Origin of the sequence: Chitinophaga sancti, from assembly GCF_034087045.1 — a bacterium.
GTDB classification, from domain to species: domain Bacteria; phylum Bacteroidota; class Bacteroidia; order Chitinophagales; family Chitinophagaceae; genus Chitinophaga; species Chitinophaga sancti_B.
In genome coordinates this window covers 1-24,131 of record NZ_CP139247.1, presented here as the reverse complement: position 1 = coordinate 24,131, position 24,131 = coordinate 1, and the positions used below count along the sequence as shown (strand labels likewise).

At 44.5% G+C, this 24,131-nt stretch carries 22 protein-coding genes; 11 read left to right on the top strand and 11 right to left on the bottom strand.

The window, feature by feature from the left end; translation table 11 throughout:
* Positions 1-91: 91 nt before the first annotated feature.
* The 9 genes from SIO70_RS00110 to SIO70_RS00070 all read left to right on the top strand — a co-directional run bounded on the left by SIO70_RS00110 (position 92) and on the right by SIO70_RS00070 (position 7,138).
* Positions 92-1,321, top strand: coding sequence for a PepSY-associated TM helix domain-containing protein (locus SIO70_RS00110; protein WP_320578293.1), 1,230 nt, complete (start codon positions 92-94; stop codon positions 1,319-1,321).
* Positions 1,322-1,609: 288 nt separating this feature from the next.
* Entirely contained in the window at positions 1,610-3,241 is a 1,632-nt protein-coding gene (locus tag SIO70_RS00105; protein ID WP_320578291.1) for a M28 family metallopeptidase, read from the top strand.
* Positions 3,242-3,513: 272 nt separating this feature from the next.
* Positions 3,514-3,747 carry a hypothetical protein gene (locus SIO70_RS00100; RefSeq protein ID WP_320578289.1) on the top strand — a complete coding sequence of 78 codons (234 nt, stop codon included), beginning with the start codon at positions 3,514-3,516 and terminating at the stop codon, positions 3,745-3,747.
* Between the two features lie 89 nt (positions 3,748-3,836).
* Positions 3,837-4,205 (top strand): hypothetical protein, encoded by a 369-nt coding sequence (locus tag SIO70_RS00095; RefSeq protein ID WP_320578287.1) that lies wholly within the window; start codon positions 3,837-3,839, stop codon positions 4,203-4,205.
* Between the two features lies 1 nt (position 4,206).
* Positions 4,207-4,632 (top strand): hypothetical protein, encoded by a 426-nt coding sequence (locus SIO70_RS00090; protein WP_320578285.1) that lies wholly within the window; start codon positions 4,207-4,209, stop codon positions 4,630-4,632.
* 116 nt (positions 4,633-4,748) lie between these two features.
* On the top strand, positions 4,749-5,255 hold the full coding sequence (locus tag SIO70_RS00085; RefSeq protein WP_320578283.1) for a hypothetical protein: 507 nt from the start codon (positions 4,749-4,751) through the stop codon (positions 5,253-5,255).
* A 37-nt stretch (positions 5,256-5,292) separates the two neighbouring features.
* On the top strand, positions 5,293-5,769 hold the full coding sequence (locus SIO70_RS00080) for a hypothetical protein (RefSeq protein WP_320578280.1): 477 nt from the start codon (positions 5,293-5,295) through the stop codon (positions 5,767-5,769).
* 68 nt (positions 5,770-5,837) lie between these two features.
* On the top strand, positions 5,838-6,458 hold the full coding sequence (locus SIO70_RS00075) for a hypothetical protein (protein WP_320578279.1): 621 nt from the start codon (positions 5,838-5,840) through the stop codon (positions 6,456-6,458).
* Positions 6,459-6,616: 158 nt separating this feature from the next.
* Positions 6,617-7,138, top strand: coding sequence for a hypothetical protein (locus SIO70_RS00070; protein WP_320578277.1), 522 nt, complete (start codon positions 6,617-6,619; stop codon positions 7,136-7,138).
* On the opposite strand, the gene SIO70_RS00065 is transcribed toward SIO70_RS00070, so the two are convergent.
* The 8 genes from SIO70_RS00065 to SIO70_RS00030 all read right to left on the bottom strand — a co-directional run bounded on the left by SIO70_RS00065 (position 7,101) and on the right by SIO70_RS00030 (position 20,205).
* Positions 7,101-9,119, bottom strand: a complete 2,019-nt coding sequence (locus tag SIO70_RS00065; RefSeq protein WP_320578275.1) for a glycoside hydrolase family 2 protein — start codon at positions 9,117-9,119, stop codon at positions 7,101-7,103. The genes SIO70_RS00070 and SIO70_RS00065 overlap by 38 nt on opposite strands.
* A 161-nt stretch (positions 9,120-9,280) precedes the next feature.
* Positions 9,281-9,994 (bottom strand): DUF6928 family protein, encoded by a 714-nt coding sequence (locus tag SIO70_RS00060; RefSeq protein WP_320578273.1) that lies wholly within the window; start codon positions 9,992-9,994, stop codon positions 9,281-9,283.
* 4 nt (positions 9,995-9,998) lie between these two features.
* Positions 9,999-10,424, bottom strand: coding sequence for a DUF3828 domain-containing protein (locus tag SIO70_RS00055; protein WP_320578271.1), 426 nt, complete (start codon positions 10,422-10,424; stop codon positions 9,999-10,001).
* Positions 10,425-10,505: 81 nt separating this feature from the next.
* A complete protein-coding gene (locus tag SIO70_RS00050; protein WP_320578270.1) occupies positions 10,506-12,449 on the bottom strand; it encodes an alkaline phosphatase in 1,944 nt (647 codons plus the stop codon).
* Between the two features lie 95 nt (positions 12,450-12,544).
* Positions 12,545-14,047 (bottom strand): RagB/SusD family nutrient uptake outer membrane protein, encoded by a 1,503-nt coding sequence (locus SIO70_RS00045; protein WP_320578268.1) that lies wholly within the window; start codon positions 14,045-14,047, stop codon positions 12,545-12,547.
* 228 nt (positions 14,048-14,275) lie between these two features.
* Entirely contained in the window at positions 14,276-17,659 is a 3,384-nt protein-coding gene (locus SIO70_RS00040) for a TonB-dependent receptor (RefSeq protein WP_320578267.1), read from the bottom strand.
* 104 nt (positions 17,660-17,763) lie between these two features.
* Complete coding sequence (locus SIO70_RS00035) at positions 17,764-18,678, bottom strand: FecR family protein (RefSeq protein ID WP_320578266.1); 915 nt, start codon at positions 18,676-18,678, stop codon at positions 17,764-17,766.
* Positions 18,679-19,071: 393 nt separating this feature from the next.
* The gene (locus tag SIO70_RS00030) at positions 19,072-20,205 is read right to left on the bottom strand and encodes a hypothetical protein (protein ID WP_320578265.1); all 1,134 of its coding nucleotides are present in this window, start codon (positions 20,203-20,205) and stop codon (positions 19,072-19,074) included.
* Between the two features lie 164 nt (positions 20,206-20,369).
* Between SIO70_RS00030 and SIO70_RS00025 the strand changes: the two genes are divergently transcribed.
* The gene (locus SIO70_RS00025) at positions 20,370-20,522 is read left to right on the top strand and encodes a hypothetical protein (protein WP_320578264.1); all 153 of its coding nucleotides are present in this window, start codon (positions 20,370-20,372) and stop codon (positions 20,520-20,522) included.
* Here the strand turns inward: SIO70_RS00025 and SIO70_RS00020 are convergent.
* Positions 20,519-20,848, bottom strand: coding sequence for a hypothetical protein (locus SIO70_RS00020; protein ID WP_320578263.1), 330 nt, complete (start codon positions 20,846-20,848; stop codon positions 20,519-20,521). The genes SIO70_RS00025 and SIO70_RS00020 overlap by 4 nt on opposite strands.
* 10 nt (positions 20,849-20,858) lie before the next feature.
* On the opposite strand from SIO70_RS00020, the gene SIO70_RS00015 reads away from it, so the two are divergent.
* On the top strand, positions 20,859-21,806 hold the full coding sequence (locus SIO70_RS00015; RefSeq protein WP_320578262.1) for a hypothetical protein: 948 nt from the start codon (positions 20,859-20,861) through the stop codon (positions 21,804-21,806).
* Positions 21,807-21,998: 192 nt separating this feature from the next.
* On the opposite strand, the gene SIO70_RS00010 is transcribed toward SIO70_RS00015, so the two are convergent.
* Positions 21,999-22,553: an RNA polymerase sigma-70 factor gene (locus SIO70_RS00010; RefSeq protein WP_320578261.1), complete on the bottom strand. Its 555-nt coding sequence runs from the start codon at positions 22,551-22,553 to the stop codon at positions 21,999-22,001.
* Positions 22,554-22,697: 144 nt separating this feature from the next.
* Positions 22,698-24,074 (bottom strand): chromosomal replication initiator protein DnaA, encoded by a 1,377-nt coding sequence (dnaA, locus tag SIO70_RS00005; RefSeq protein WP_235643371.1) that lies wholly within the window; start codon positions 24,072-24,074, stop codon positions 22,698-22,700.
* Positions 24,075-24,131 lie beyond the last annotated feature (57 nt).

Below are 24,131 nucleotides of genomic sequence, written 5' to 3'. Positions count from 1 at the left end.
ATCCGTCTCGGTCATCCCCACTATATTCTCCAAATTTGCTAGCGTGGTTTGTTATAACCATTTCTATATCAACTGATAAGGGCGAAGCGACATGAATAAAAAAACTCAGCCAACAGGAAAAAAGGGAAAATCCTGGCGGGCAAAACTCAATGCCTGGTTACATTTATGGCTTGGATTAGCCTCCGGAATTGTTGTATTTATCGTAAGCATTACGGGATGTTTGTTCGCTTTTCAGAAGGAAATTTCTGAAAAGGTGCATCATGATATCATGTTCGTACAGCCTCAGCAGACCGCTACCCTGCCTATCAGTACTTTGATAAATAATGCTGGGAAAGCGCTGGGCCCGGATAAGAAAGTAAACTATATAACGACTTATACCGATAAGGATAGAGCATGGGAGTTTATGACTTATGTAGCGGGAGATCCCAAAGCCCTCACCTATTTTGGAAGTGTGAAATATTATGAGGCGGTTTTCCTGAATCCTTATACTGGTGAGGTGGTTGGACACCATGATTTCAAGTATGACTTTTTTGCGATTGTGAAAATGATTCATTGGAGCTTGTTGTTGAGCGGGAAGGTGGGCGAACAGATTGTAGGATGGAGTGTGTTGATATTTGTAATCTTGTTAATAACCGGGTTGATCCTTTGGTGGCCTAAGAAATGGACGAAGGCTACAAGAGAGCAGAGTTTTAAGATAAAATGGAAGGCGAGTTTTAAGAGGGTGAACTATGATTTGCACAATGTACTTGGGTTTTATGCCATGGCGGTTGCGCTGGTATTGGCATTGACAGGGATGGTGTGGTCCTTTAAGTGGTTCCAGACGACGGTGTATGTGGTGGCTTCCAGGAGTATTACGCCGCCGGCGCATAAGAATGGGGTGTCCGATACGACGTTGGCGAATACACCACAGAGAGGATTGGATATTGCATTTGAGAGTGTGCAAAAAGATAATCCGGCTGCTAAAAGGATTGGATTGAGTACTCCGGATAGTGGAAAGGCAGCGGTGGTGTATATGTCGGCTTATTGGGGGAATGAGGTGTATTATGATAGAGATGATTTTCAGTTTGATAAGTATACAGGGAAGATGCTGGCGAAGGTGACAGGGAAGGATAGAAATGCGGGGGAGAAGTTGATCGGGATGAATTATGATATACATGTGGGGGCGATAGGTGGGATCATTGGGAAGATTATTGCTTTTATAGTGAGTTTGATTTGTGCGAGTTTGCCGGTGACTGGGTTTATAGTGTGGTGGGGGAAAGGGAAGAAGAAGGATAAGAAGAAGGTGACGGTAGCAAAGGTAGTGCCGGCGACGGCGGTGTAGGAATGTGGGGAAAGGGGAGAAGAGGGCAACGATTTCAAAGGTAGTGCCGGCGGCTACAGTGTAGGTATGTGGGGGAAAGCATTGACCAGAGTGATATTATAGGATTTCGGGTAAAAAGATGATCGGTAGTAGAAGAGGAAAACATTTAAATTGAATGCATTACTCATAGCAATAATGCAGAATTTTCGAAAAAGCGATTATCATATAAAGATATTATAAAGGGTCCTGCCACAACAGGGCCCTTTTTCAATTAAAAGTGCATTATCTTAGCCCCAAAACGTACGCTGCATGAAATATTTCTACCGTATAATCCCCCTGGTCGGCCTTTTTGCCTGTCAAGGACCTGAGCAGAAGCAGGCTGCTACAGCGGATTCAGTAGCCATTAAAAGCATAGACTCGGCAAGTATTGCCCGCGACATCACTGTATTATCCTCTGATGTATTTCAGGGGCGTAAACCCTTTACCATTGGAGAAGATAAAACCATCAAATACCTGGAAGACCGCTTCAGAGAGATCGGACTGCAGCCAGGAAATGGGGATAGTTTTTTTCAGGAAGTACCGATGGTGGAAATTATTTCTAAGCCCAGCGGGCCTTTGGTGATCACAGGAAAGAGCGGGAGCGTAACCCTGCCTTACCTGGACGAATATGTGATTGCGACCCGTCGTGTAAAAGAGAAGGTAAATGTGGATAATTCTGAACTGGTGTTTGCCGGCTTTGGGATTGATGCACCGGAATATAAATGGAATGACTATGAGGGGCTGGATGTAAAGGGGAAGACCGTTGTTGTGATGGTGAATGATCCAGGTTTTTACGACAGCACTTTATTCAAAGGAAAGACCATGACCTATTATGGTCGTTGGACATATAAATTCGAAGAGGCTGCCCGTAAAGGAGCCACTGGCGTGATTATCATTCATGATATTTTGCCTGCCAGCTATGGTTGGAATGTGGTGAGGAGCGGCTGGTCTAAACCAAGACTGGACCTGCAGACAGCGGATGATAATATGTCAAGAGCGGCGATGGAAGGTTGGATAACCCTGGAGTCAGCAAAGAAAGTGTTTGCGCTGGCAGGGGTGCCGTTTGATGTAATTGAGAAAGCGAAGCATCCAGGGTTTAAGGCAGTGCCATTAGGGGTGACTACCAGCCTGGAGATTACGAATAAGATCAAGAAGTCTACCTCTCATAATGTGATTGCACAGTTGCCAGGTACAGACAGAAAGAATGAATACATTATTTACTCTGCACACTGGGATCACCTGGGTGTAGGAGAAGTGATCAGGGGTGACTCAATCTATAATGGTGCAGCGGATAATGCCAGTGGTACAGCGGCGTTGTTAAGTCTGGCAAAGGCTTTCAGGAGTCTGCCAAATGCGCCAAGGAGATCTATCCTTTTTATAGCGCTGACAGGGGAAGAGCAGGGGCTGTTGGGATCTGAGTATTATGCAACGCATCCTTTGTTTCCTGTGAAGTCTACAGTGGCGGATATTAATATGGATGTGATGAATACTTTTGGTCGTACGACGGATATTACGATCATTGGTAAGGGGCAGTCAGAGCTGGATGATTATGCCGAGAGAGCGGCGAAGAAGCAAGGGAGGACGATTATTCCGGAGGCGAATCCTTCTGGAGGGTGGTTTTTCCGGTCAGATCATTTCAATTTTGCAAAGGTGGGGATTCCTTCTTTGTATCCTGGGGCGGGGGAACATTCATTGCTGCATGATTCAGCGTGGGTGCCGAATCATAGGGCTGCTTATGGAAGGGATAGGTATCATTCACCGTTTGATCAGTTTGATGATACGTGGGAGTTGTCAGGGATGGTGGAGGATATTCGGTTCTTGTTTGATGTAGGGGAGACGTTGGCAAATGAGGAAAGGTTTCCGGAATGGCGGAAGACTTCGGAGTTTAAGGGGAAGAGGTAGTGTAATGGAATTGGCTTTTAAGTGAAAGACTTCGGAGTATAAGGGGAAGAGGTGGTATAATGGCACTGGGCTTTTCGTGGCCGACTTCGGAGTTTAAGGGTAAGAGGTAGTATAATGGCACTGGGTTTTTCGTGGACGACTTTGGAGTTTAAGGGTAAAAGATAGTATAATGGTACTGGGTTTTTCGTGGACGACTTCAACGTTTAAGAGTAAAAGATAATAACTTGCAGCCGGCTTCGTGGAGGCCGGCTGTTTAATTAAAATGATAAATTATGGAAAGAACGATTGCTTATTATTTGAAGGGAAGTGAGGATTTTGTGAGTGAGTACCTGGTTGAGTTGGAAGTGGCGGAGATTAGTAAGATTTGGGAAGCGGAAGATGGGGATGCAGATTATTTGAATATTTATCAGGTAGGAGCAGCGCAGCAGGCGGCAGTGGAGAAATTGTTAGGGGAGAAGCTGGATTTGAATAAATATGATTATTATTTAGAGACGCATCAGGGGTAATAAGCAAACCTATTTATTATCCACAAATCCACCAGGGGGAATATTACCTATCCCCCCTCATAGCAATATGGGATGACAACTCCCATGTTATGAAAACAGACATATTAATAGAAGGTAGAGGTCTTGAAGAATTAAACCAGTTCCTGGACGACAAAGGTCTGGAACCAGACATAAAGTATCGCTTTAATCATTGGTTCTTATCTGCTGAAATAGCAGGGGTTAGATTAAGTGGAGATAGCGAGTCACTGATTGAAGTGCTATTGGATTATTATGAAGGTAGAAAAGGAAAGGATGTGACCCTAACTATTGGTAATCATCAGCGGATCTCCTTTAAAGACAAAGAGATCGCAATTATCAGACAGGAAATAGACACTATTCTTCAGGAGATAATAACTACCAGACCGGAAAAGGAGATAGTAACTACCAGGCCGGAAAAGGAGATATTAACATCCTGTTGATATGGAAGAACCGAGTATTTTCGACGAACCTTTTTTCCCGGTTAGCAGAAGGAGTCTGTTGCCTGTTTTTCTTAAAATTTATATTTGGGTAGGGATGGTGCTATCAGGGATTCTTTTCCTGGGGGCTGCTTCTTTAATGCCTTTCCGGTTGCTGGGAGGAATAAGGAGGTGGGAGGTCGCCGTTGGATTGGGGGCAGAGATTATCTGGGCGGGGATTATGTTTGCCATGACAGCTTTGTTATGGTTTGAGAGGAAATGGGCAGTCCGGTATAATTGGGTAGGAGCAGGGTTATATGCCTTATCATTATTTTTTGTTTTGTTTATGGGAGAGATTAAAATTCCTATTTTTATAGTAGCGGTATTGACAATCCCATATTGGTGGATGTTATATAAGATCCAGGATAAATGGGAGAATGAAGCTGTTTAGGAATATTCAGTTTCTCTGGGGAAATGAAATCATTTAAGTATATCCAGTTCAGCTGGGAGAAGCATGCCCTTTCAAAGAGTGTAAAAAAATCAGCCCTATAAAATAGTTAATAACCTATGGAGCAACCCTCTATTTTCGGAGAACAATTCGCCACAGCATTCCAGGTGCGTCGTCGCCGCATGTTACCTGTTTTTCTTAAAGTATACATCTGGATTGGGTTCCTGATATTGTTAGGCTGTTTGATCGCTTTATTATTTTCTATAGGCTCCGACCTTCTTAAACATCATCATTATAAAAGACGCGACTCAGGATGGTTGGTAGTCGTTGAACTCTCCGTAGGATTGGGATTGATCACAATATTTTTTACGGCTGTTGCCGCTCTCTGGTTTGAAGCCAAATGGGCGATCCGGTATAACTGGGCGTTGGGAGCAATCCTGTTGGCTATTTTCCTGTTTGTCATAGGTATTTCGTTCGATGATTGGACCGGAACGGATTTAACTGAACTCTCCCTTCCATTGGTAGTAGCTATTCCCTATTATGTCATGTTATACAAGATCCAGTATCGCTGGGAACACATAGCCATTTCAAAAAAAGAAGCCCTTACCGCTACCCCTATGAAATAGCTGATGTATTGTGTATATTTGCTATATAATAATATCTATGGAACAGCCAACTATTTTCGAGGATAATTTCGGGACGGAATTTCGTATTCGCCGTCGAAGTTTGTTACCTGTTTTCCTGAAAGTTTACATCTGGATAGGTTTTGTTGTGGCTGTGATCTTCTTTCTGGCCATCTTATTTGCGTTGGGGTTTTCACAACTCATACTTGGAGCGTTCGGGCAGAATTATTTGGTGATGGCAGGTTTGGTGGGTATGGCCGCACTCTTTTCAGCTATTATTTTTTCGATGACAGCGTCTCTTTGGTTTGAAGTGAAATGGGCCATCCGGTATAACTGGATCATGGGTGCGATTTGGTTGGTGATGTTGGGAGTCGGCTTTTTTACGGGTGGTACAAAAATGAGCCAGGTCAATGGGTTGGTATTGACCATTCCTTACTGGATTATGATCTACAAAATCCAATACCGCTGGGAACAGGAAGCTCTATCTAAGCGGGAACTCAAAACAAAGACAAACTAAACAAAGACATACTAAGCGAATACAAACTAAACGAACACGTACTAAGCGACTTATTTTTTCCTTATACCATGAATGCACAAGTTATTTACCTGCTAGTTTTTATTTTAGGGGTCGTGATGGCCATTTGGATGCAGAAACGTTTTTGTATACTCTGCGATGCCAGTAACATAGATCCCAAACCTTTTAGTTATTCCAGGTTACAGTTACTCTGGTGGACTTTTATCATACTGGTTTCCTTTATCAGTATCCTGGCTGCTACCGGCAAGATGCCGACTTTTGATACTTCTACGTTATTACTCCTGGGTATTGGCGCATTGACCACGGCCTCTGCACGCATTGTAGACGTAGCGGATGATAACAAATACAAAGAAGCGGTGACAGAAGCGACTGAAGAGGAAGTAGCTGCGCCGCAGAAGAATTCAAAAGACATGAAAAGTGAAGGTTTCTGGCTGGATATCCTGTCTGATAAAACAGGGATTAGTATTCCACGTTTTCAGGCGGTGGTGTTCAATTTGTTTTTTGGGATCTGGTTTATATGGAGAACGGTGATCAATTTGCAGTTGGCAGGGTATGCTTCTTCTGATGATATGATTGATAAGATTATGCCTGTTATTCCCATGAATAACCTTATCTTATTGGGTATTAGTGCGGGTACTTATGTGGCGCTGAAGTCTTCCGAAAATAAATAGTATGTAGCCATTACCGGGGAGGTAAGTGGGATATTTATAGTTTTTGAAGAAGGAACCTTCATGGATGCCCTGCATTTGCATATGTAGGTGTGAATGGGTTGTTGGCGTACCTGGTGTATGAGAAAATAATATTTATAGTTTTTTAAGAAGGAACCTACATGGATGCCCTGCATTTGCATATGCATGGCGCGAATGGGTTGTTGGCGTACCTGGTACATGAGAAAATAATATTTATGGATATTAACCTACGCAGAAGAAATCTACTGCCATTGTTGTTAAAGATTTATTTATTAGCCGGTGTGCTGGTGGGCGTGCTTTTTCTTTGTTTAGGAGCAGCGATGGTGGGGCATGCGGCTATGCCGGAGGAGTATAGTCTGGCAGATGAAATAATGGGAAATGTAGCGATTGGAGGATATTTCCTGTTGTCGATTGCTTATATCGTAAAATACTTTTTGTTATGGTTTGAGGTGAAGTCTGCGATTCGTTGGAATTGGGGGATAGGTGTTTGTTGGGGGATTTTTATTTTGGTGATGGGTATTGTGCAGGATAAACCGGAATATCTGTTAATACAATTGGTAGTGAGTGTGCCTTACTGGTGGATGTTGTATCGTATCCAGGATAAATGGGAATATGGCGCGGTAACTAATGGTGAGCAATCGCAGTCAATAACGAATCGTTGATAGCCCTGATCACAGGCACTGGCATTTTGGGAACTTTTCTATCGTAGGTGATTAATCCATTTTCTTCTCTTTCTACATCAAATGGTTGGGTATAGATAGCCCCTGATAAACCAGCTCTTTCGTATAAATACAATAATTGCATAAGTGCCTGGTAGTAGTCAGGAAATTCTGCGCGGGTGACATCGAGATAACTATAAGACTGATCGGGTTCCCAGCGATGACCTGTTATACTTACACCGATGCCTCCCCATTCACCGAGTACTGCGGCTTTTTGAGGTAAAGAGGGGCCGATGGAAGGGCCAGGGTATTTATGTACATCGACGAAGTCGCTGCCTGCCCACATTTGAGAAGGGTAGCCTTCGCTGTATTCATCCATGTTAGCACCGGAGTGAGCGTTGAGGAGACGGCTGGGATCGTAGCGTTTGAGTTGGGTGGCGAGGCGTAGTTGATCGTAAGCACCCCAGCCTTCGTTGAATAAGGTCCAGACGATGATGGAGGGGAAGTTGTAAAGTTGTTGGATGATTTTTGGGCTTTCGTCTTCGAATACGGAGGCGTCGGCCTGGGTATAGCCGGCAGGGGGAATGAGGTCTTGCCACACGAGCATACCTAGTTTGTCACAGTGGTAGTACCAGCGGTCAGGTTCGATTTTGATGTGTTTGCGGATGGTATTGAAACCCATTTGTTTGATGATGTTGATATCGTAGGCTAAGGCGCTGTCAGTTGGGGCGGTGTAAATACCGTCTGGCCAGTAGCCCTGGTCGAGGACGCCGAGGTTGAATAGGTATTTGTGGTTGAGAAAGATGCGGGGACGACCGGCGGCGTCTGGTTCTAAGGTGATTTTACGCATAGCGAAATAGCTGGTGATGGAGTCGGTGATGATGCCGTCTTTTAAGAGGCGGATGGTGAGGGGGTAGAGATAAGGATCTTGTGGACTCCAGGTATGGGGAGATGGAATGTGTAGGGTGAGGCTGTCGCCAGCAGAGGGGGCGGTGGTGATGTTGTTTGAAATAGCTTGAATGGTATAATGAGCAGAGGTGGTAGATGTGATTTGAGGATTGGAGGATGAAATGGGCAATGTGTTTTGAGTGCTGGGGTATGAAACAGGGATGGTGTGATGAGAGTCGAAGTTGTGAGTGTCGAATGATGAAACAGGAATGGTATTTTGATTATGGGATATGGATTGATCATGAGGTGTAGATTGATCATGAGGTATGAATTGATCATGAGGTATAGAAACGGAAATTGCATTTTGTCCATCAGGAGATGAAACGGCCACTTTGATCTGTACTTCATTATTATCAAGATCTGGTGTGAGGGTGAACCCGGCGATGTAAGTGTCAGGTACAGTTTCTAACCAGACGGTTTGCCAGATGCCGCTGCAGGCAGTGTATAATATTTTACGCGGGTAGAGGCTTTGCTTGCCATGTGGGTTATTGCCCTGGGAGGTAGGGTCGTAGACACTGACGATTAATTCGTTGTTACCTGGTTTGAGGAAAGAAGTGATGTCGTAAGAGAAATGATTATAGCCACCGAGGTGTGCGCCGAGGTTATGGCCATTGAGGTAGACGGTAGCCTTCCAGTCGACGGCGCCGAAATGAAGGAGGGTTCTTTGTTTGGGAGTGGCTTTGAAAGTAGTGTGGTACCAGAGGCGTTGTTTAGGTAGAAGCGCGTGTTGCACACCGGAAAGCGCGGATTCTATTGGAAAAGGGACGAGAATTTTTCCCTGGTAAAAAGAAGGAGCGGCAGCATCCCAGGCAGTGATGGCGTAGTCCCAGAGGCCGTTGAGGTTTTGCCATTGGGTGCGGACCATTTGAGGGCGGGGGTATTCAGGGAGGGGATGAGAGGGTGATACCTGTGAGGCCCAGGGAGATTGAATAGTGATTGGCTGCATGTGCCAGGCGGAGATGGGGCGGGCTTTGACATGCAGGAGTGAGTTGTAGAGAAGCAGGAGGATGATGAATTGGAGGATCCTGGATTTCATTGGAGGTAAATATAAAGGTTGAGGGGAAGAGGGAGTTAGGAGATCACAGAAATAATTGAGAGGTGGGTGCAAAGGTGGGGTGGACGAGTTAAATAGATAAGGAGTTATTCCTGAAAAAGGATTTCAGGGAATGGGCTTTTGGAAAGAGTAGAAGCTGGGTATTACCAGAACTTCCACCAGGGCTTTGTGACATTAGTGTTTTCAGACTGTTGGTCTGTTACTGACTGCTGGTTTGAAGCAGACTGTTGCTTGTGAGTTGGTTGGGTTGAGGAGACTGCTTTGGTTGTATTAAAACCTGACAGCATGAACTCAAACATATCCTCATCTTCAAAAAACTCTTTACCGGTATACCTTGCCCATATTGAGGATACGAAATTTTCTCCTACCTGGTCCTCTTCATAAGGTTCGTCGTCTCTTAAATGATAGATCCTTCTACCATCTTTGATTTCAGATTTGGAGAGGAGTTCCTGCTCTTCCAACAAAGGTTCGCCTAGTTCTATGATGGTACCCTGGTCAGCATTACCACATCTTACACGAATCTTTTCTCCATTCTTTACAATAGCGTATCCCCAGTGATTGACTCCGCTATGTAATTGTATGGTACAGATTTCAGAAGCCGGGAAAAGGTTAGACAGCTTTTGTTCAAATGTTGATAACTCTTTACCGAAAGAATGATCCGTTATTTCCCAGGAAGAGATGATCAGATTATTTTTATACACACCTATGAATATCTGACATTTTTCAGGATAAACAGCTACGTCATACGGCTCATCATCAATCGTTGTGAATTGTTCAAACCCCAGTTCCTGCAAGAGCTTTTCAGCATCTACTGTAGTGACATTGCTGATAATTATTGACGCAGCTTTCCATCCCATAATATTAGTTTTTAAATCCGCTGATTTTATATTGATTTCTTTCTTTGGAAACGAAGACTTTTATGTAATGTCTTTTCTTTTCGTAGTTATCCAAAAAGGATATATTGTACAAGTTAGGTGTTTTTAGATCTTTTTCGATTTGCAATGTTCTTACCCAATCCTTGTCAGCATCCTGTGCATTCAGATATGGATCGTAGTCCAACTCCATTGTTTCAGTTTGCTTGTTTACCCAGGAGATGAGTTTGGCGGTACTATATTGTTTCTGCAATTTTTCAATTTGGCGCAGTCCGGTGCTGGAATCAACAGTCGGAATATAAGCCTTGTAAAACTTCGTTAACATGATTTTTGCACTGTCTGTCTGCGCATGTGTAAACTGGGGGAATAACAATGCATTCAGGATAAAAAGGTAAAGGATGTTTTTTGATTTCATGGTATAAATATAAAAAGAAACGGCGCTTATTATTTTAAGCGCCGTTTCTTTTTACAATCTATTATTAAAGAACCTGGTCCTTTATTTCAACAGATCAATGATCTTTTTAAAGATCTCTGTATTCTCATACACCCCTCTGAATAACAATGAATTAGGCCCATAAGCAAATACCGGAACCATCACCGCTGTATGGTCATTGGTACTGAAATGACCGTCAGCCTGACCTTTGGAGATGTTGCCATCTAACAGGGATAGCCCCCCGGTTTCATGATCGGCAGTAACGATCACTAAGGTATGACCATCTTCATCTGCGAATTTCATGGCTTCGCCAATGGCTTTGTCAAAGTCCATCATTTCTGTGATGACATAAGGGAGTTTGTTAGCATGACCACCATAATCTATCTGCGCTCCTTCGGCCATGATAAAGAAGCCTTTTTTATTGGCGTTTAAGGTGTGGATGGTTTTGGTGAGTGCTTTAGAAAGAAATTCTCCACGACCATTCTGCATGGAGAGCTCTGCCTGGGTAGTCAGGTTGATATATTTTGAAGATTGTATAGTGTCGAGGTCTTCTAATTTAGTCGTGAAGGTGTAGCCTTTCTCTTTTAATAATGCAGGCATATCCAATTTGTCCCCACGTGCATTGAAGTGACGGGGAGCACCACCGATCAGGACGGAGACAGGACTGTTGAGGAAGTCTTTTGCAATAGCATCTTCGTAACTTCTGTCCTGTGCATGGCCATAGAAGGCAGCAGGAGTCGCATCGGTGATATCACCGGCGCTGATGATGCCTGATACATAACCTTTAGGCGCAATGAGGTCAGGGATGGCAGGAATCGCAACGCCGGTGGCATCTACACCAACGTAACGGTTATTGGTTTTTTTGCCTGATGCCATGGCGGTGCCGCCGGCAGCAGAGTCGGTGATATAGCTGTCGGATGAGTAGGTTTTTGAAAAGCCGATGTTCAGCATTTCAAGGAGGTTCAGCTGGCCACGGTTGCCAGTGAAGCCGGAGTATATCTGCGTGAGACCCATACCATCGCCGATGAGAAGGATGACTTTGTTGATGGTAATAAGACTGTCGTTGTTGATATATTTTGCTTGGTAGACTTCGTGCGGTGCCATGGTCGCATTGTATTCAATGTTTGCACGGTTGGAGAGGAAGTCGGCAATCGCTTCTACTTTATCAGTATTGATATAGTTGACACCCAGGTTCATGAAAGTCTTCCAGGTGTTTGGATTGTCAGGAGTATCCCAGAAGCGTACTTTTTTACCAAGGGTGTGTACGCTGTCTATCCATTGTTGGATGCGGTCATGTTCAGGTTTGATGATGATGCCTTTGCCATTCCATTGGGTAAAGTTTTTCAGATCAGTGCTGTACATGGGAATGCGTTTGGCAGCGTCCGCGGGATAGGTGCCTTCACGCTTGCCGTCGAATAAGATGTAGGAGGGGTAGGTGTGCCATAGTTTGGGATCCGGTTGGTTACCGCTGATCACGATCTGGATGGTGGGGTTGTTGGTGATGGTGGGGTATTTGGAGAGGATCTTTATGAGGGCTGCCATGGTGGCAATGCTGTCGGTTTTAAAGTCGATCAGGAGTTGGAGAGTGTCGTGGGAATTTGGATAGGCGGTGCCGTTGTTTTTTTTGATGTTGTTTTTTAATGGGATGAGATAGAGGGATTCGAGGGTACGGTCAGGGGTGAGTTCTTTGGTTTCGTGAGCGACCCATAAAGAGTTGTTTTGGGTGTAGACGTCGGCTTCGATGCTACCGAAGTGGCGGGTGTAAGCGGAGAGGAAGGGAATGGGTTGTTCGTAGTCGTTGTGGGAGTGGGCGTTGATAGGGGTGTAGGTTGGAAGGGAGGTTTTTGTTTGTGATTGGGCCAGGGTTTTTGTTTGAGCCAGAGATGGAGGCTGAGTCTGGACCTGGGATTGGGCTTGAGTTTGTGTTTGAGCCTGGGTATATGTTTGGGCCTGGGTTTGTGCTAGGAAGGTGGTAAATAGTAGTGAGGATAAAAGTAATTTTTTCATGGTTTATTGAAGTTTGATTATTTCCCGTCCTCCCTTTCCCAGGTAGGCCCAAAAGGGGCCTGGGAAAGGGAGGACGGGATTATTATATAAATGATTTATTCCCATCCGGCATTCTGGGTCACAACACCATTACTGCTGGTCACCTCTGTTCTTGGCACCGGCCATACATTATGTATCGCAGGATTGAAGGTACGTGCAGGCCATACCACTGAACCAGAATACCCGTGCAATGGCTGAGCATAAGTGGCTTGTGCATCACCCCATCTTACCAGGTCAAAGTGACGGTTTGCCCATTCACCAGCCAGTTCTGAACGACGTTGTTTTTTCAACTCAGTCATTGTAGCATTCGTTACACTCGCCAGACCAGCACGGTTACGGATCTTATTGATTTCAACATCTGCATTCTTACCCTGCATCAGCTCCGCTTCTGCCTTGATCAACAACACTTCTGCATAACGGATCAGTGGCAGGTTCAGGTCAGTCGTCGGGTGATCACCATTCGGACTCACGTGTGCCTGATTGGCATAGGAGAACGGCTCCATATACTTGCGGAACTGATAGCCAGACAAACTGTTGGTAGAAGCATACGTCTTAGCCGTACCAAAGTAAGTAAAGTTATCTCCTGGTTTCAGGATCGTTGCTTCTCTGCGCAGGTCACCAGTTTCGTAAGAGTCATACAACTCTTTGGTTGGCATATAATAGCCCCAGCCATTGTATTCACCCCAACCTTTGTTTTCCAGCATCACACCTGGCAGAATGCTACCCCAGCCACTTGGTGATTGTGAGTTAGAATATACAGACCAAATATATTCACTGGTCCAGTTATTAGCAATAGTAAATACATCAGCGAAATTTGGCAGCAATGCATGCTTGCCACTGTTGATTACAGAGTCAGCATATTTTTCTGCATTTGCATAGTCCTTTTTGTAGAGGTACATTTTGCTCATGAATGCCCAGGCTGCTGTTTTGTGAGGACGGCCATACTGATCAGTGGTGTAAGTATCGAAGTATGGGAGGTGGTTAGCCGCCTTTTGCAGTTCGCTGGCTACGTAGTCATACACTACGTCTACATTTGCAGCACGTGGGATAGGTGCATCGCCTACAGTGCTGTCACGGTTTACGATAGGTACACCTGCGCGGGCATCTCCATATGTGTAAGCCAGTTCAAAGTACATGAGACCACTGAAGAAATATGCTTCACCGAGGATACGGTTTTTCAGGGTTTCGTCCATGTCGATAGCTGGAACATGCTTGATGATATCGTTCGCACGTTTGATCACGATGTAACGCATCTTCCATTGTGATTCGGTGTAGGAACCGCCGATGAAACTGCTGTTGAAGTTTTTGATATTATCACCTTCCGCTTTTACACGACCGGTAACCATGTCATCACTGGCGTTGATAAACCACCAGTAGCCACGACCATAAAAGTTTTCATTGTCAAATTCGGAATATAAGGCATTGGCACCAGCGACAGCATCGTCTGATGTTGTCCAGAAGTTACCACTGGTAGGAGTACCTGCCGGCGTGATCTCCAGCTTCTTGTTACAAGCAGCGAGGAGGAGGATGGAGAATGATAAAGATATAAGACGTTTCATTATTGTAGTATTAATTACCTTGATAGAAGTTTACTTTTAAGCTTCCTGTTTAGTATTCATTACTTCGGCTGGAAGGTTATAATTAAGCTTAGAATGAATGTTCCTGTGTAGTATTCATTACCTTGATCAGAAGCTTACATTTAAGCTTCTTTTTTAGTATTCATTACCCGACCAGAAATTTGCATTCAAGCTCAGTATGCATCTTCCAGCTTAGCATCATTCCCTCTACTAGAAGTTTACATTTAAGCCCAGTAAGAAGCTTCTTGATTGTGGATAACGGGCTACATCGATACCGTAATTATCCATACCTACTTCAGGATCGTATCCTTTATATTTTGTGAATGTGAGCAAATTATTTGCGGTAGCATAAATGCGTACAGCACCGATCTTCGCTGCATTCGTCAGGTGTACTGGCAATGTATAACCAAGTGTAACGTTCTTGATACGCAGATAAGAACCATCTTCGATATACCAGTCAGATGTATTACCATAGTTACCATTCAGGTCTGTAGAGATCACACGTGTTACATCTGTATTCGTATGTGTTGGTGTCCATGCATCGAGAATACCTTTCAGCATGTTGTAGTTAGTACCAATGCTTGGGTTCATGTTCGTATACTTCAGTGCATTGAAGATCTTGTTACCATGTACACCCTGTGCAAAGATGTTCAAATCAAAACCTTTGTAAGCAGCGTTCAGACTGAAACCATATGTAAAGCCAGGGTAAAAACTACCTACGATCTGACGGTCATTGTTATCAATCACACCATCATTGTTTTTGTCTACGAACTTACGGTCGCCTGCTTTTGCATTAGGCTGGATCTTAGTTACGCCATCAGGACCTACATAGCTGTCAACTTCTGCCTGTGACTGGAAGATACCGGCAGTCTTGATCACGTTGAAAGAATACTGTGGATTACCTACACGTGTTACCAGCGGCGTCAGGGAGCTACGGATGTTGGTAGAAGCAACACTCACAACTTCGTTCAGACCTGTTTGCAGTGACAACAGTTTGTTGGTTACTTTAGTCATGGTAGCACCTACACCGTAAGTGAAGTCTTTACCAAATTTACCATTGTAGTTCAGACCGAGTTCAATACCCTTATCACGTGCCTCACCCATGTTCTTGTACATACCTTCGCTCACACCTGCAGTACTTGGTGGGTTCACCTGCATCACCATGTTAGTGGTGGTCTTAATAAAGTAATCAGCAGTTAATGACAGTTGGTTTTTGAAGAATGCGAGGTCAGTACCAAAGTTGAGTTGTTTTGATTCCGCCCATTTCAGGTTTGGATTGGACAGCGCATTTTCAGCTAAACCTGTAGACAGGGTACCTTCAGCACCTGTGTATACAGAAACAGAAGCCAGGTTTACGTTGAGTGCATTAGCAGGAACGCTACCCAGGTTACCCAATACACCATAGCTGGCGCGGAGTTTCGCGATGCTCAGCCATTTGATGTCTTTCATAAAATCTTCGTCGGACAATACCCAACCACCAGATACAGAGTAGTAGTTCTGGTAGCGGTTCTGTGCTGCCACGCGGGAGCTACCATCACGACGACCCAGGATGGTGAAGAGGTACCTGTTGTTGTAGTCATAGTTCACACGGGCGAGGAAAGATTCCACGGCATCCTGCTCAATACCACTACTTGGTTTAGACCATGCAGCAGCATTGTCAAAATAACGATATACATCACGCTCATCACTGAAAGAGTTAGCAGAAGCGATGAGGTATTTTTCAGTATGATGTTGATAAGTGTAACCTGCAACAGCATTGATGTTGTGCAGACCGAAGCGGTGTGCATAGTTCAATGTTTGTTCAGACAGGATATCGGAGTAGTCCTGGATTGTTTCAACCAGTGAGTTGTTGCTGTTGATCTTACCGATTTCAAGCGCACGGGTAGTGAATGTTTTCTGATCGCTGAAAGACTTGGTCACGCTGAAGTTAGAGCGGAAGGTCAGGTCTTTGGTCAAGGTTAATTCAGCATAAGGGTTGAGGTTGATTGCATTGACAGGCGTTTTGGAATCCAGGCGCATCAGGGTAGCAACCGGGTTGGCGAGGTCACCATAAGAACCTGCATAAGCAGCTGGCAGACCGCTGAAAGCACCGGTAGCAGTATAAGGTGTCACGTTACGTGGGTAACCTAGTGCAGTGAAGATAACACCGGTATAAGGGCTGGTTGTGTTAGCACCGTTACCGTTGTTATAAGTATAACTCATGTTTTCCCCGATCTTCAACCATGGTTTGATCTGCGCATCGGAGTTGAGGCGGAAAGTATAGCGCTCGCTGTTAGTATTGAGAAGGATACCTTCGTTGTTACGGTAACCAAAGCCCATGTAGTAATGGTTCTTGTCAGTACCACCGTTTACGCCTATGTTGTAGTCCTGGATTTTACCGGTACGGAAAATTTGGTCCTGCCAGTCGGTACGGGTGATTTGTCCATCAGGATAGATGTCAGCGTTAAAGGCATCGGCACGAGCGATACCAGCAGCATCGTAGGCAGTGTTTTCAACGTCTGCAAATTCTTTAGCAGTGAGAACGTCGAGTTTTTTAGCAGCCCATTGCCAGCCGGTTTTAGCATCAACAGAGACGGTCGCAGTACCTGATTTACCTTTCTTGGTAGTGATGAGGATGACACCACCGGAAGCGCGTGCACCATAGATGGCAGCAGAGGCGTCTTTCAGAACGTTGATAGATTCGATATCGTTCGGGTTGATAGGACCACCGGTGTAGATAGATCCATCCACTACATAGAGTGCAGATTCACCATTGATACCACCTAAGCCACGCACGTATACAGTTGGCTTAGAGGTTGGATCACCACCGTTGTTAGATACGATCACACCGGCAGCTTTACCTTGCAGCGCTTCGGTAACGTCGTTCAGTGAGCGGGAGGTGAGTTTATCCATCTGAACATCAGCAATCGCACCAGATACGGTAGCTTTACGCTGCGTACCGTAACCTACTACAACGAGTTGGTTCAGGTTCAGGCTATTTTCCTGTAATACAATGTTGAAAGTACGTTCTGCACCGATGGTGATGTCTGCTGATTTGTAACCAATCATTGTGATAGTGATGGTTGCATTTTCAGGTACAGTGAGTTTGAATTGACCGCTGGCATCAGTGTGTGTGCCTTTGGTAGTTCCTTTTACGAAAACGGTAGCGCCGATGAGGGGGCCGTTTTTGTCAGATACAGAACCGGTGATGGTGATGTCGTTGGCAGCTTGCTGGAGGCTGGTGTGAGCCAGGGAGGCAGCACTGTCATAGATTAAGATGGTGTTGTAGCGTTCTTCGAATTTTAAAGAAGATTGGTTGAGGAGGTCCTGGAGGATCGCGATCACCGCGGTTTTGCGATAGGTGTTGGCGTGCACCTGGACTTTCCTGAGGGCATCTTCATCGTAGGCAAGACTGATCTGGGCGGCAGATTCCAGTTGTTTGAGGGCAGTGGAAAGGCTGCCTTGTTGAACCTGGAAGCGTTGTAGCATTTTGTGCAGTTCCTGCCTGCCGGATGATGGTCTGGCCATGGCGGAGGTAACCAGCAGTAGCAGGGCCATAGTGGCTGCGAATGCGTGTTTGACGCGGGTTGAGAAAAGTGCGTTGTCTGTGTGCATATATAGTGTTTGTTAAGGCTTGCTGAAGGGCAAATAATTCCCTGTCCGGTGTGTAACACCGGTTATAAATTTTAAATAATGATGGCTTTTTCTACAGCTTCATGCTACTCAATGCTCAGTTGATCATGCTGCAGTTTGAAATGAACTTTCGGTTTATACGATATTTTCTCCACCACTTCCAGTAGTGCCTGTAAAGGCATTTTGTCAGTAATACGGAGGTTATAGCTTCCTTTCCTGGTATCCAATTTTGTAGTGGCAGTGACCCCGTAGTGTTCCCTGATAGCGAGTACCAGGTCGTGTAAGGAGGCGTTGCGCAGGATGATCTCTCCTTTTGTCCATGCTAATAAATCGGCGGAGGAGATGACGTCCTGTATAACGGTTCCTTTGGCACAGGTGAGGCGTTGATCGGGTACCAGTATGGTGGTTTTGCTGGCGCCGCTTTGCACGCTTACCTTGCCGGTGGCGACTGCGATACGGGATACCTTGTTATTATATTCTGCTATAAATGAGGTGCCGAGTACGGTAGTGCGTACACCGCTGGCATCTGATACGATAAATGGTTGTGCCGGATTAGTCCTGACATCGAAGAAAGCTTTTCCTTCTTTTAATATGACTTTTCTTGAGGGATTATATTGAAGGGTGCTGTAGGCACCGAGATATACGATAGAGCTATCTGGCAGATAGACTTTTTGAATGCGGTGGCTGGTGTTGGTGATGGTTTGCCAGTTGGCAGCCAGTAGTGATTTTTGTTGGCGGGGCCAGAGTAGGTACGTACCGATGATTAACGGGAGTACTGCTGCTGCGGCTTTGAGCCAGATGTATTGTTTCTTTTTGTTGGAGAGGAGGGGGATTTCTTCCATCATAGCAAGCTTGACGGCGTCGATGTCGGTAGCGGGGGCTACGTCGGAGGCGTCGGCTTCCAGGGCGTCGAGCCAGTCAAAGAGAAGTTGTTCTTCTTCTTTGGTGCAGTCGCCCTGCTGGTATTTTTTTAAGAGTGATGAAAGGTCCTTTTTGTCCATTTGATATAAAGACACGAAGAAAGGGGGGAATAACTATTGGGAGGGAAAGTTTTTTTGGGTTTATTATTCTGAAAGTTGAATTAGAAGGGATAGAGCAGTTGCCTGACGTAAATAATATGCCTGAATCTATAGGATAAATTTTTATTTGAAATACTTTCCACTTATTGAGCTATAATAAGAAAAGAGGCCGTATCATAAGTAAGATATGGTCTCTTTTCATTCGGGTACCTGACAGCGGTAGCTAGTCTATTTAGTAATCCTGAAAAGGTTTATTTATTATTGATACAACTTGTTTTCTTCGTATAGGGGAAGGCGACAAGTGTCGAACCAGTGAATAGACTATTTACTTATTGAATGGTAAGGTTGGATGAATGTCCCTGACGGTATGCTTTATTACCTTTCAATCGAGACGTCATTCAGGTTATCCAGTTGAGCAATGATACCCCAGCCATAGAAATTATTAGCCACCCCAATGAGCAGTTCATTGGCACCCTGGGCTAACGGCAGCCCGAATGAAGTATTATCTATGGTACAACGACCATCAGGGCTTTTCATCAAAGGGGCACCATAGAGGTTTTTGTCCATGTATAAAGGTCGCCCGTTGATGAATACATAAATTTCATCACTAAATCCCATGTGTAGCTGTTTTTTTTGCGGACTATTTGCATAAATGGTGGTTTTTAAAAAGATGACCCTGCGCGGCCCCATAGAAGCACCTCCATATTTACGGGTAAGATTGATGAGCCCACGTCTTTCTGCCCGGATAGTATCCCAGGCAGTAGTTTTATTTGGCAGCAGGTCATAGTTGAAATCAATCTTTTCAGGCATATTTATCACCTGGCTGATCTGCCATTTCCGTAGGTAACGGGCATCGTTGTCAGTGATGTCGGTGCCGGGCCATGGAGAAAGTGCTTCTACCTGATCTGGTTTTAGAACAAGATTGGCGAAGATCGCGTGACCTTCTAAAGCAAGTCCGCCGTGATCATTCGACCCTTCCAGGTAAGGGATTTCGAGGGGCATATCCATTCTTCCATTTACGAATACCCGCATTTGTTTACCGGAGATCACCAGTTTTACGTGGTTCCATCCGCTTGTATCAATCATTGCATTCCGCTGGTATTGGTATAACATATCCCAGAGGTTGACCCCTTTAATGATGGGCGCATATTGAATAGCATCTTCTGCATCGATGTTGGGGGCTTTGAATAGCCGGAAATAAAAACATTCCGATTCTTTGTCGCTGCTCCTTCTGAAGTAAAAAGAGGTAAAGGTTTTGCCAATGGGTTCCATATCGAATTCGATGGTGCCATCTTTAAAGTCAAGGTCTTTGAGGATGACGGGGCCTTTACCAGTGATCTTCAGGGATGGTACAGATTTATAAGTTAGGAATTCAACTGCATCAGGCTGGTATTCCCAGTTAGCTGCCTGCAGTGCTACCCTGACTTCCTTTTTAGCAGCGTTGTGTTGTGCGTTCACATGGGTTGCTAGTAATAATGCTAATAATAGACCGGTGACTGTTTTTGTCATGTTCTGCTTTTTAAATTTGTGAGCGGATAAGTACTGCAAATGTGAATAATCAGTAATTTCCCTTTGAAGCAGGGCTTGAGCAAGTTTGTGCAAGTCGGTGCAATTTTGTAATAGTCTGAAATGCAATGACTAAGAATATTGACATAAATTATATAAATAACTGTGTGTCGCTTATCGAAACCCGTTTGAACTGGGGGAAGAGTAGTGAATGGACGAATTATGACTTCGAAAAGTTGAGTGTGGCGATACAGGATAAGACGGGTGTGACATTGAGTGTTACCACCTTGAAGCGGTTGTGGGGGAAGCTGAAATATTAGAATATACCTGCGGTAACGACATTGAATACTTTGGCAAAGTTTGCCGGTTTTGAAGATTGGAGGGATTTTAAACAGCAGGGGGCTGTGCCGGTTTCGCCATCGGTGACTGATTTACAGGTTTCACTATCGGTGACTGATTTACAGGTTTCGGCTTCAGCGACTGATTTACAGGTTTTACCTTTAGCGACTGATTTACCGGTTTTGCCTTTAGCGACTGATTTACCAGTTTCGCCATCAGTAACCGATTTACCGATTTCGCCTTCAGCGACTGATTTACAAGTTTCTTCTTCAGTAACCGATTTACCGGTTTCGTCCTCAGTGCCCAATTTACAGGAGTTGCCGAAAAAAACAGCGCCGTCAAGAAAACGGGGCATCTGGTTATTAGGGCTTTTAATACTACCTGCTATTTTTCTGGTATCAAACAGGAAGCCACCACTTAATCCTGCTGCATTTAAGTTTAGTAGTAATAAGGTGAGGATGGAAGGCGTGCCGAATTCAGTGGTCTTTAATTATGATGCTACTGCCGCGGGAAAGGGTGATGTATACATTGCTCAATCCTGGGATGTAAGGCGAAAGATGCGGGTGTCAGCTACGGAGAAAGTATATTCAACCATTTATTACGTGCCGGGGTATTTCCGGGCAAAGCTGATGGTAGGAGATCAAATCATGAAGGAGCATGACCTGATGATTGCCTCCGGGGGATGGCTGGCATTACTGGAAAAAGAGAATGATGTACCGCTTTACTTTAAAAAAGAAGAATTCCAGTATCCGGATAGCATAGCTGTTTCTGCAGCAGTACTGTCGGGTTATAATGTGGCGTTACAGCCAGCATTGCCTGCGTTGCGGTTTTATAATGTGCGGGATATGGAGGGGATACAGGATGACAATTTTACTTTCGAGACAACTTTGAAGAGTGAATATGATCAGGGAACGAGTGCTTGTCAGCGGATAGAAGTGCTTATACTGTGTAAAAATGATGTGATCATTATTCCGTTATGTGCGAAGGGGTGTGTGGGGAATTTGCAGTTGTATGCAGCAGGGGCATCGGTAGGGAGCGGGGTAGCCGATCTGTCGAAGTTTGGGTGTGATTTGAGGCAGTGGGTAAATGTAAAGGTGGTGGCAAAGGATAGACATATGCAGTTCTTTGTGAATGGGATGGAGGCGTATGCTTTGGATTGCCCGGATATGCCGGTGGATATAGTGGGAGTGGAATATCGGTTTAATGGCATAGGAGTGGTGAAGGGGACAAGGTTTATAAGAGGAGATAAAGTGATAGTTTTATAAATGCATAATAAAAAATGCAACCCGGTAAATTAGTCATTAAAGACCTTTTTCAATCACCTGTTCCTGAATATAACTTCTGACTACTTTATAATTATCAATTGGGTGACCATCAAACGAGTCGTCGTTAAAGTCTTATAAGATATGTTTAATAGGCTATAGGAGATAAGATGCAACTATTGCAACGATCGTGCTTTATTCTACAATAAAAATATGTTTAATCCGCTGAAGCGCTGTATTGAGTTGATTACGGATCGTTTGAGGGCTGGAACCCAGTCGCAGGGCGATTTCAGCGACAGAAAGGTCTTCCACTCTATTCATGTAAAAGACTTCCTTCATGCGTTCGGGCAGGCGATTGATGGATTGTAATAATTGTTGTTCGGTTTCTTTGAGGTGGAGTTGTTCGTGAGCGGGGGTAGCATGATGGTTTTCGGCTACCTGGTGAAAGGTATCGACATGTTTTTGGTAGAGGTTTTCATCGCGCATAGCGTTGAGAAGTCGATGTTTGAGGGCGGTGCGTAGGTATGGGAGTACGGCGGTGACAGGGGGGAGGGTGGTATGTTTTTCCCAGAGATGGATGAATACACTTTGGACCGCGTCCTGCGCAGTGGCGGGATCGCGGGTGATACGACACGCGTAGGTGAAGAGGTCCTGCCAGTGCAGCTCGAAGAGCTGACGGAAAGCGTCTTCATTACCCGTGCGGATAGCATCCCAGTGTGTATGTTGACAATCTTTTGGCATAAGGTGCATCAATGGTGCAAAGGTATTGGTTGTTCCTTATGAGGTGTAATTATCAAATTGTTAACCGACGAGGTGGTTGATGACTATGAATATAAAAAAAAATCCCAGGCTTTTACTGCCTGGGAAATAATAAGGTTTTTATAGGGGCTTCATTTACATAGCTGCCAACTGTACTTTCTGTTGCAATTCAATTACATTATCACGGAAAGTATTATCAGTATCCATCAGATCTTTCACTGTCTGGCAGGAGTGGATCACCGTAGTGTGGTCGCGTCCGCCGAAGTGCTCTCCGATAGTTTTTAGTGAATTCTTTGTAAAAGACTTTGCAAGGTACATCGTGATTTGTCTGGCCTGTACGATTTCACGTTTACGTGTTTTCTGCAGGAGCTTATCATAAGGTACATCAAAGTATTCGCATACCATTTTCTGGATGCTTTCGATGGTAATTTCTTTAGAAGAAGTTTTAACGAAAGATTTCAGTACACGCTTAGCGAGTTCCAGGTCGATCTCTTTTCTGTTGAGAGAAGATTGTGCGAGCAGGGAGATGAGTGCACCTTCCAGTTCGCGTACATTGCTTTGAATATTATAAGCAACATACTTCACTACTTCTTTCGGCATTTCAAGACCATCATTCTTCATCTTCATTTCGAGGATCTCCATACGTGTCTCGAAGTCCGGCATTTGCATGTCGGCACTTAGACCCCAGCGGAAGCGGCTCAGTAATCTTTCCTGCAAGCCATCCAGATCTTTGGGTGACTTATCGGATGTTAATATGAGTTGCTTACCGGATTGATGCAGGTGGTTGAAGATAGCGAAGAACGCATCCTGTGTTTTTTCTGCACGGGCAAAGAACTGTATGTCATCAACGATCAGCACATCGATGAGCTGATAGAAGTGAATGAAGTCATTGATGATACTATTCTTAGAGTGATCAATGAACTGATTGATAAATTTCTCAGCGCTTACGTATAGCACTGCTTTGTTGGGATGAAGACGTTTCACTTCATTACCGATCGCCTGCGCCAGATGCGTTTTACCTAAACCAACAGAACCATATATTACTAATGGATTGAAGGAGGTACCACCTGGTTTCTCAGATACTGTTTTACCAGCTCTGCGTGCCACGCGATTGCAATCACCTTCGATGTAAGCATCGAACGTGTAGTGAGGATTCAGCTGTGAGTCTATTTGAACGCGTTTGATACCCGGTATAACGAATGGGTTCTTTACCGGATTCTGTATCGTAAGCGGAAAATCAACTTCGCTGTCTTTCTTGGTCTTAGTGAATTGCCCTGGCATATTCACGGTTTTAGGATGTTGATGGGGTGTTCCGTTCTCAACTACTATGCGATATTCCAGCCTTGCTTCTTTCCCCAGTTCACGCTTGATTGTCTTGCCTAATAAACCAACGTAATGTTCTTCCAGATATTCATAGAAGAACTGACTAGGTACTTGAATCGTTAAAACATTGTTTTCAAGCTGGATCGGTTTAATAGGTTCAAACCAGGTTTTAAATGGCTGCCATTCCACAATATCCCTAATTATATTAAGACACCTTTCCCAAACTTGTTCGCAAGTTTTATTCAT

Excerpts from the sequence above, each read along its gene's own strand:
- SIO70_RS00110 (WP_320578293.1), top strand. The coding sequence starts at position 92 with ATGAATAAAAAAACTCAGCCAACAGGAAAAAAGGGAAAATCCTGGCGG.
- SIO70_RS00105 (WP_320578291.1), top strand. The coding sequence starts at position 1,610 with ATGAAATATTTCTACCGTATAATCCCCCTGGTCGGCCTTTTTGCCTGT.
- SIO70_RS00100 (WP_320578289.1), top strand. The coding sequence starts at position 3,514 with ATGGAAAGAACGATTGCTTATTATTTGAAGGGAAGTGAGGATTTTGTG.
- SIO70_RS00095 (WP_320578287.1), top strand. The coding sequence starts at position 3,837 with ATGAAAACAGACATATTAATAGAAGGTAGAGGTCTTGAAGAATTAAAC.
- SIO70_RS00090 (WP_320578285.1), top strand. The coding sequence starts at position 4,207 with ATGGAAGAACCGAGTATTTTCGACGAACCTTTTTTCCCGGTTAGCAGA.
- SIO70_RS00085 (WP_320578283.1), top strand. The coding sequence starts at position 4,749 with ATGGAGCAACCCTCTATTTTCGGAGAACAATTCGCCACAGCATTCCAG.
- SIO70_RS00080 (WP_320578280.1), top strand. The coding sequence starts at position 5,293 with ATGGAACAGCCAACTATTTTCGAGGATAATTTCGGGACGGAATTTCGT.
- SIO70_RS00075 (WP_320578279.1), top strand. The coding sequence starts at position 5,838 with ATGAATGCACAAGTTATTTACCTGCTAGTTTTTATTTTAGGGGTCGTG.
- SIO70_RS00070 (WP_320578277.1), top strand. The coding sequence starts at position 6,617 with ATGGATGCCCTGCATTTGCATATGCATGGCGCGAATGGGTTGTTGGCG.
- SIO70_RS00065 (WP_320578275.1), bottom strand. The coding sequence starts at position 9,119 with ATGAAATCCAGGATCCTCCAATTCATCATCCTCCTGCTTCTCTACAAC.
- SIO70_RS00060 (WP_320578273.1), bottom strand. The coding sequence starts at position 9,994 with ATGGGATGGAAAGCTGCGTCAATAATTATCAGCAATGTCACTACAGTA.
- SIO70_RS00055 (WP_320578271.1), bottom strand. The coding sequence starts at position 10,424 with ATGAAATCAAAAAACATCCTTTACCTTTTTATCCTGAATGCATTGTTA.
- SIO70_RS00050 (WP_320578270.1), bottom strand. The coding sequence starts at position 12,449 with ATGAAAAAATTACTTTTATCCTCACTACTATTTACCACCTTCCTAGCA.
- SIO70_RS00045 (WP_320578268.1), bottom strand. The coding sequence starts at position 14,047 with ATGAAACGTCTTATATCTTTATCATTCTCCATCCTCCTCCTCGCTGCT.
- SIO70_RS00040 (WP_320578267.1), bottom strand. The coding sequence starts at position 17,659 with ATGCACACAGACAACGCACTTTTCTCAACCCGCGTCAAACACGCATTC.
- SIO70_RS00035 (WP_320578266.1), bottom strand. The coding sequence starts at position 18,678 with ATGGACAAAAAGGACCTTTCATCACTCTTAAAAAAATACCAGCAGGGC.
- SIO70_RS00030 (WP_320578265.1), bottom strand. The coding sequence starts at position 20,205 with ATGACAAAAACAGTCACCGGTCTATTATTAGCATTATTACTAGCAACC.
- SIO70_RS00010 (WP_320578261.1), bottom strand. The coding sequence starts at position 22,553 with ATGCACCTTATGCCAAAAGATTGTCAACATACACACTGGGATGCTATC.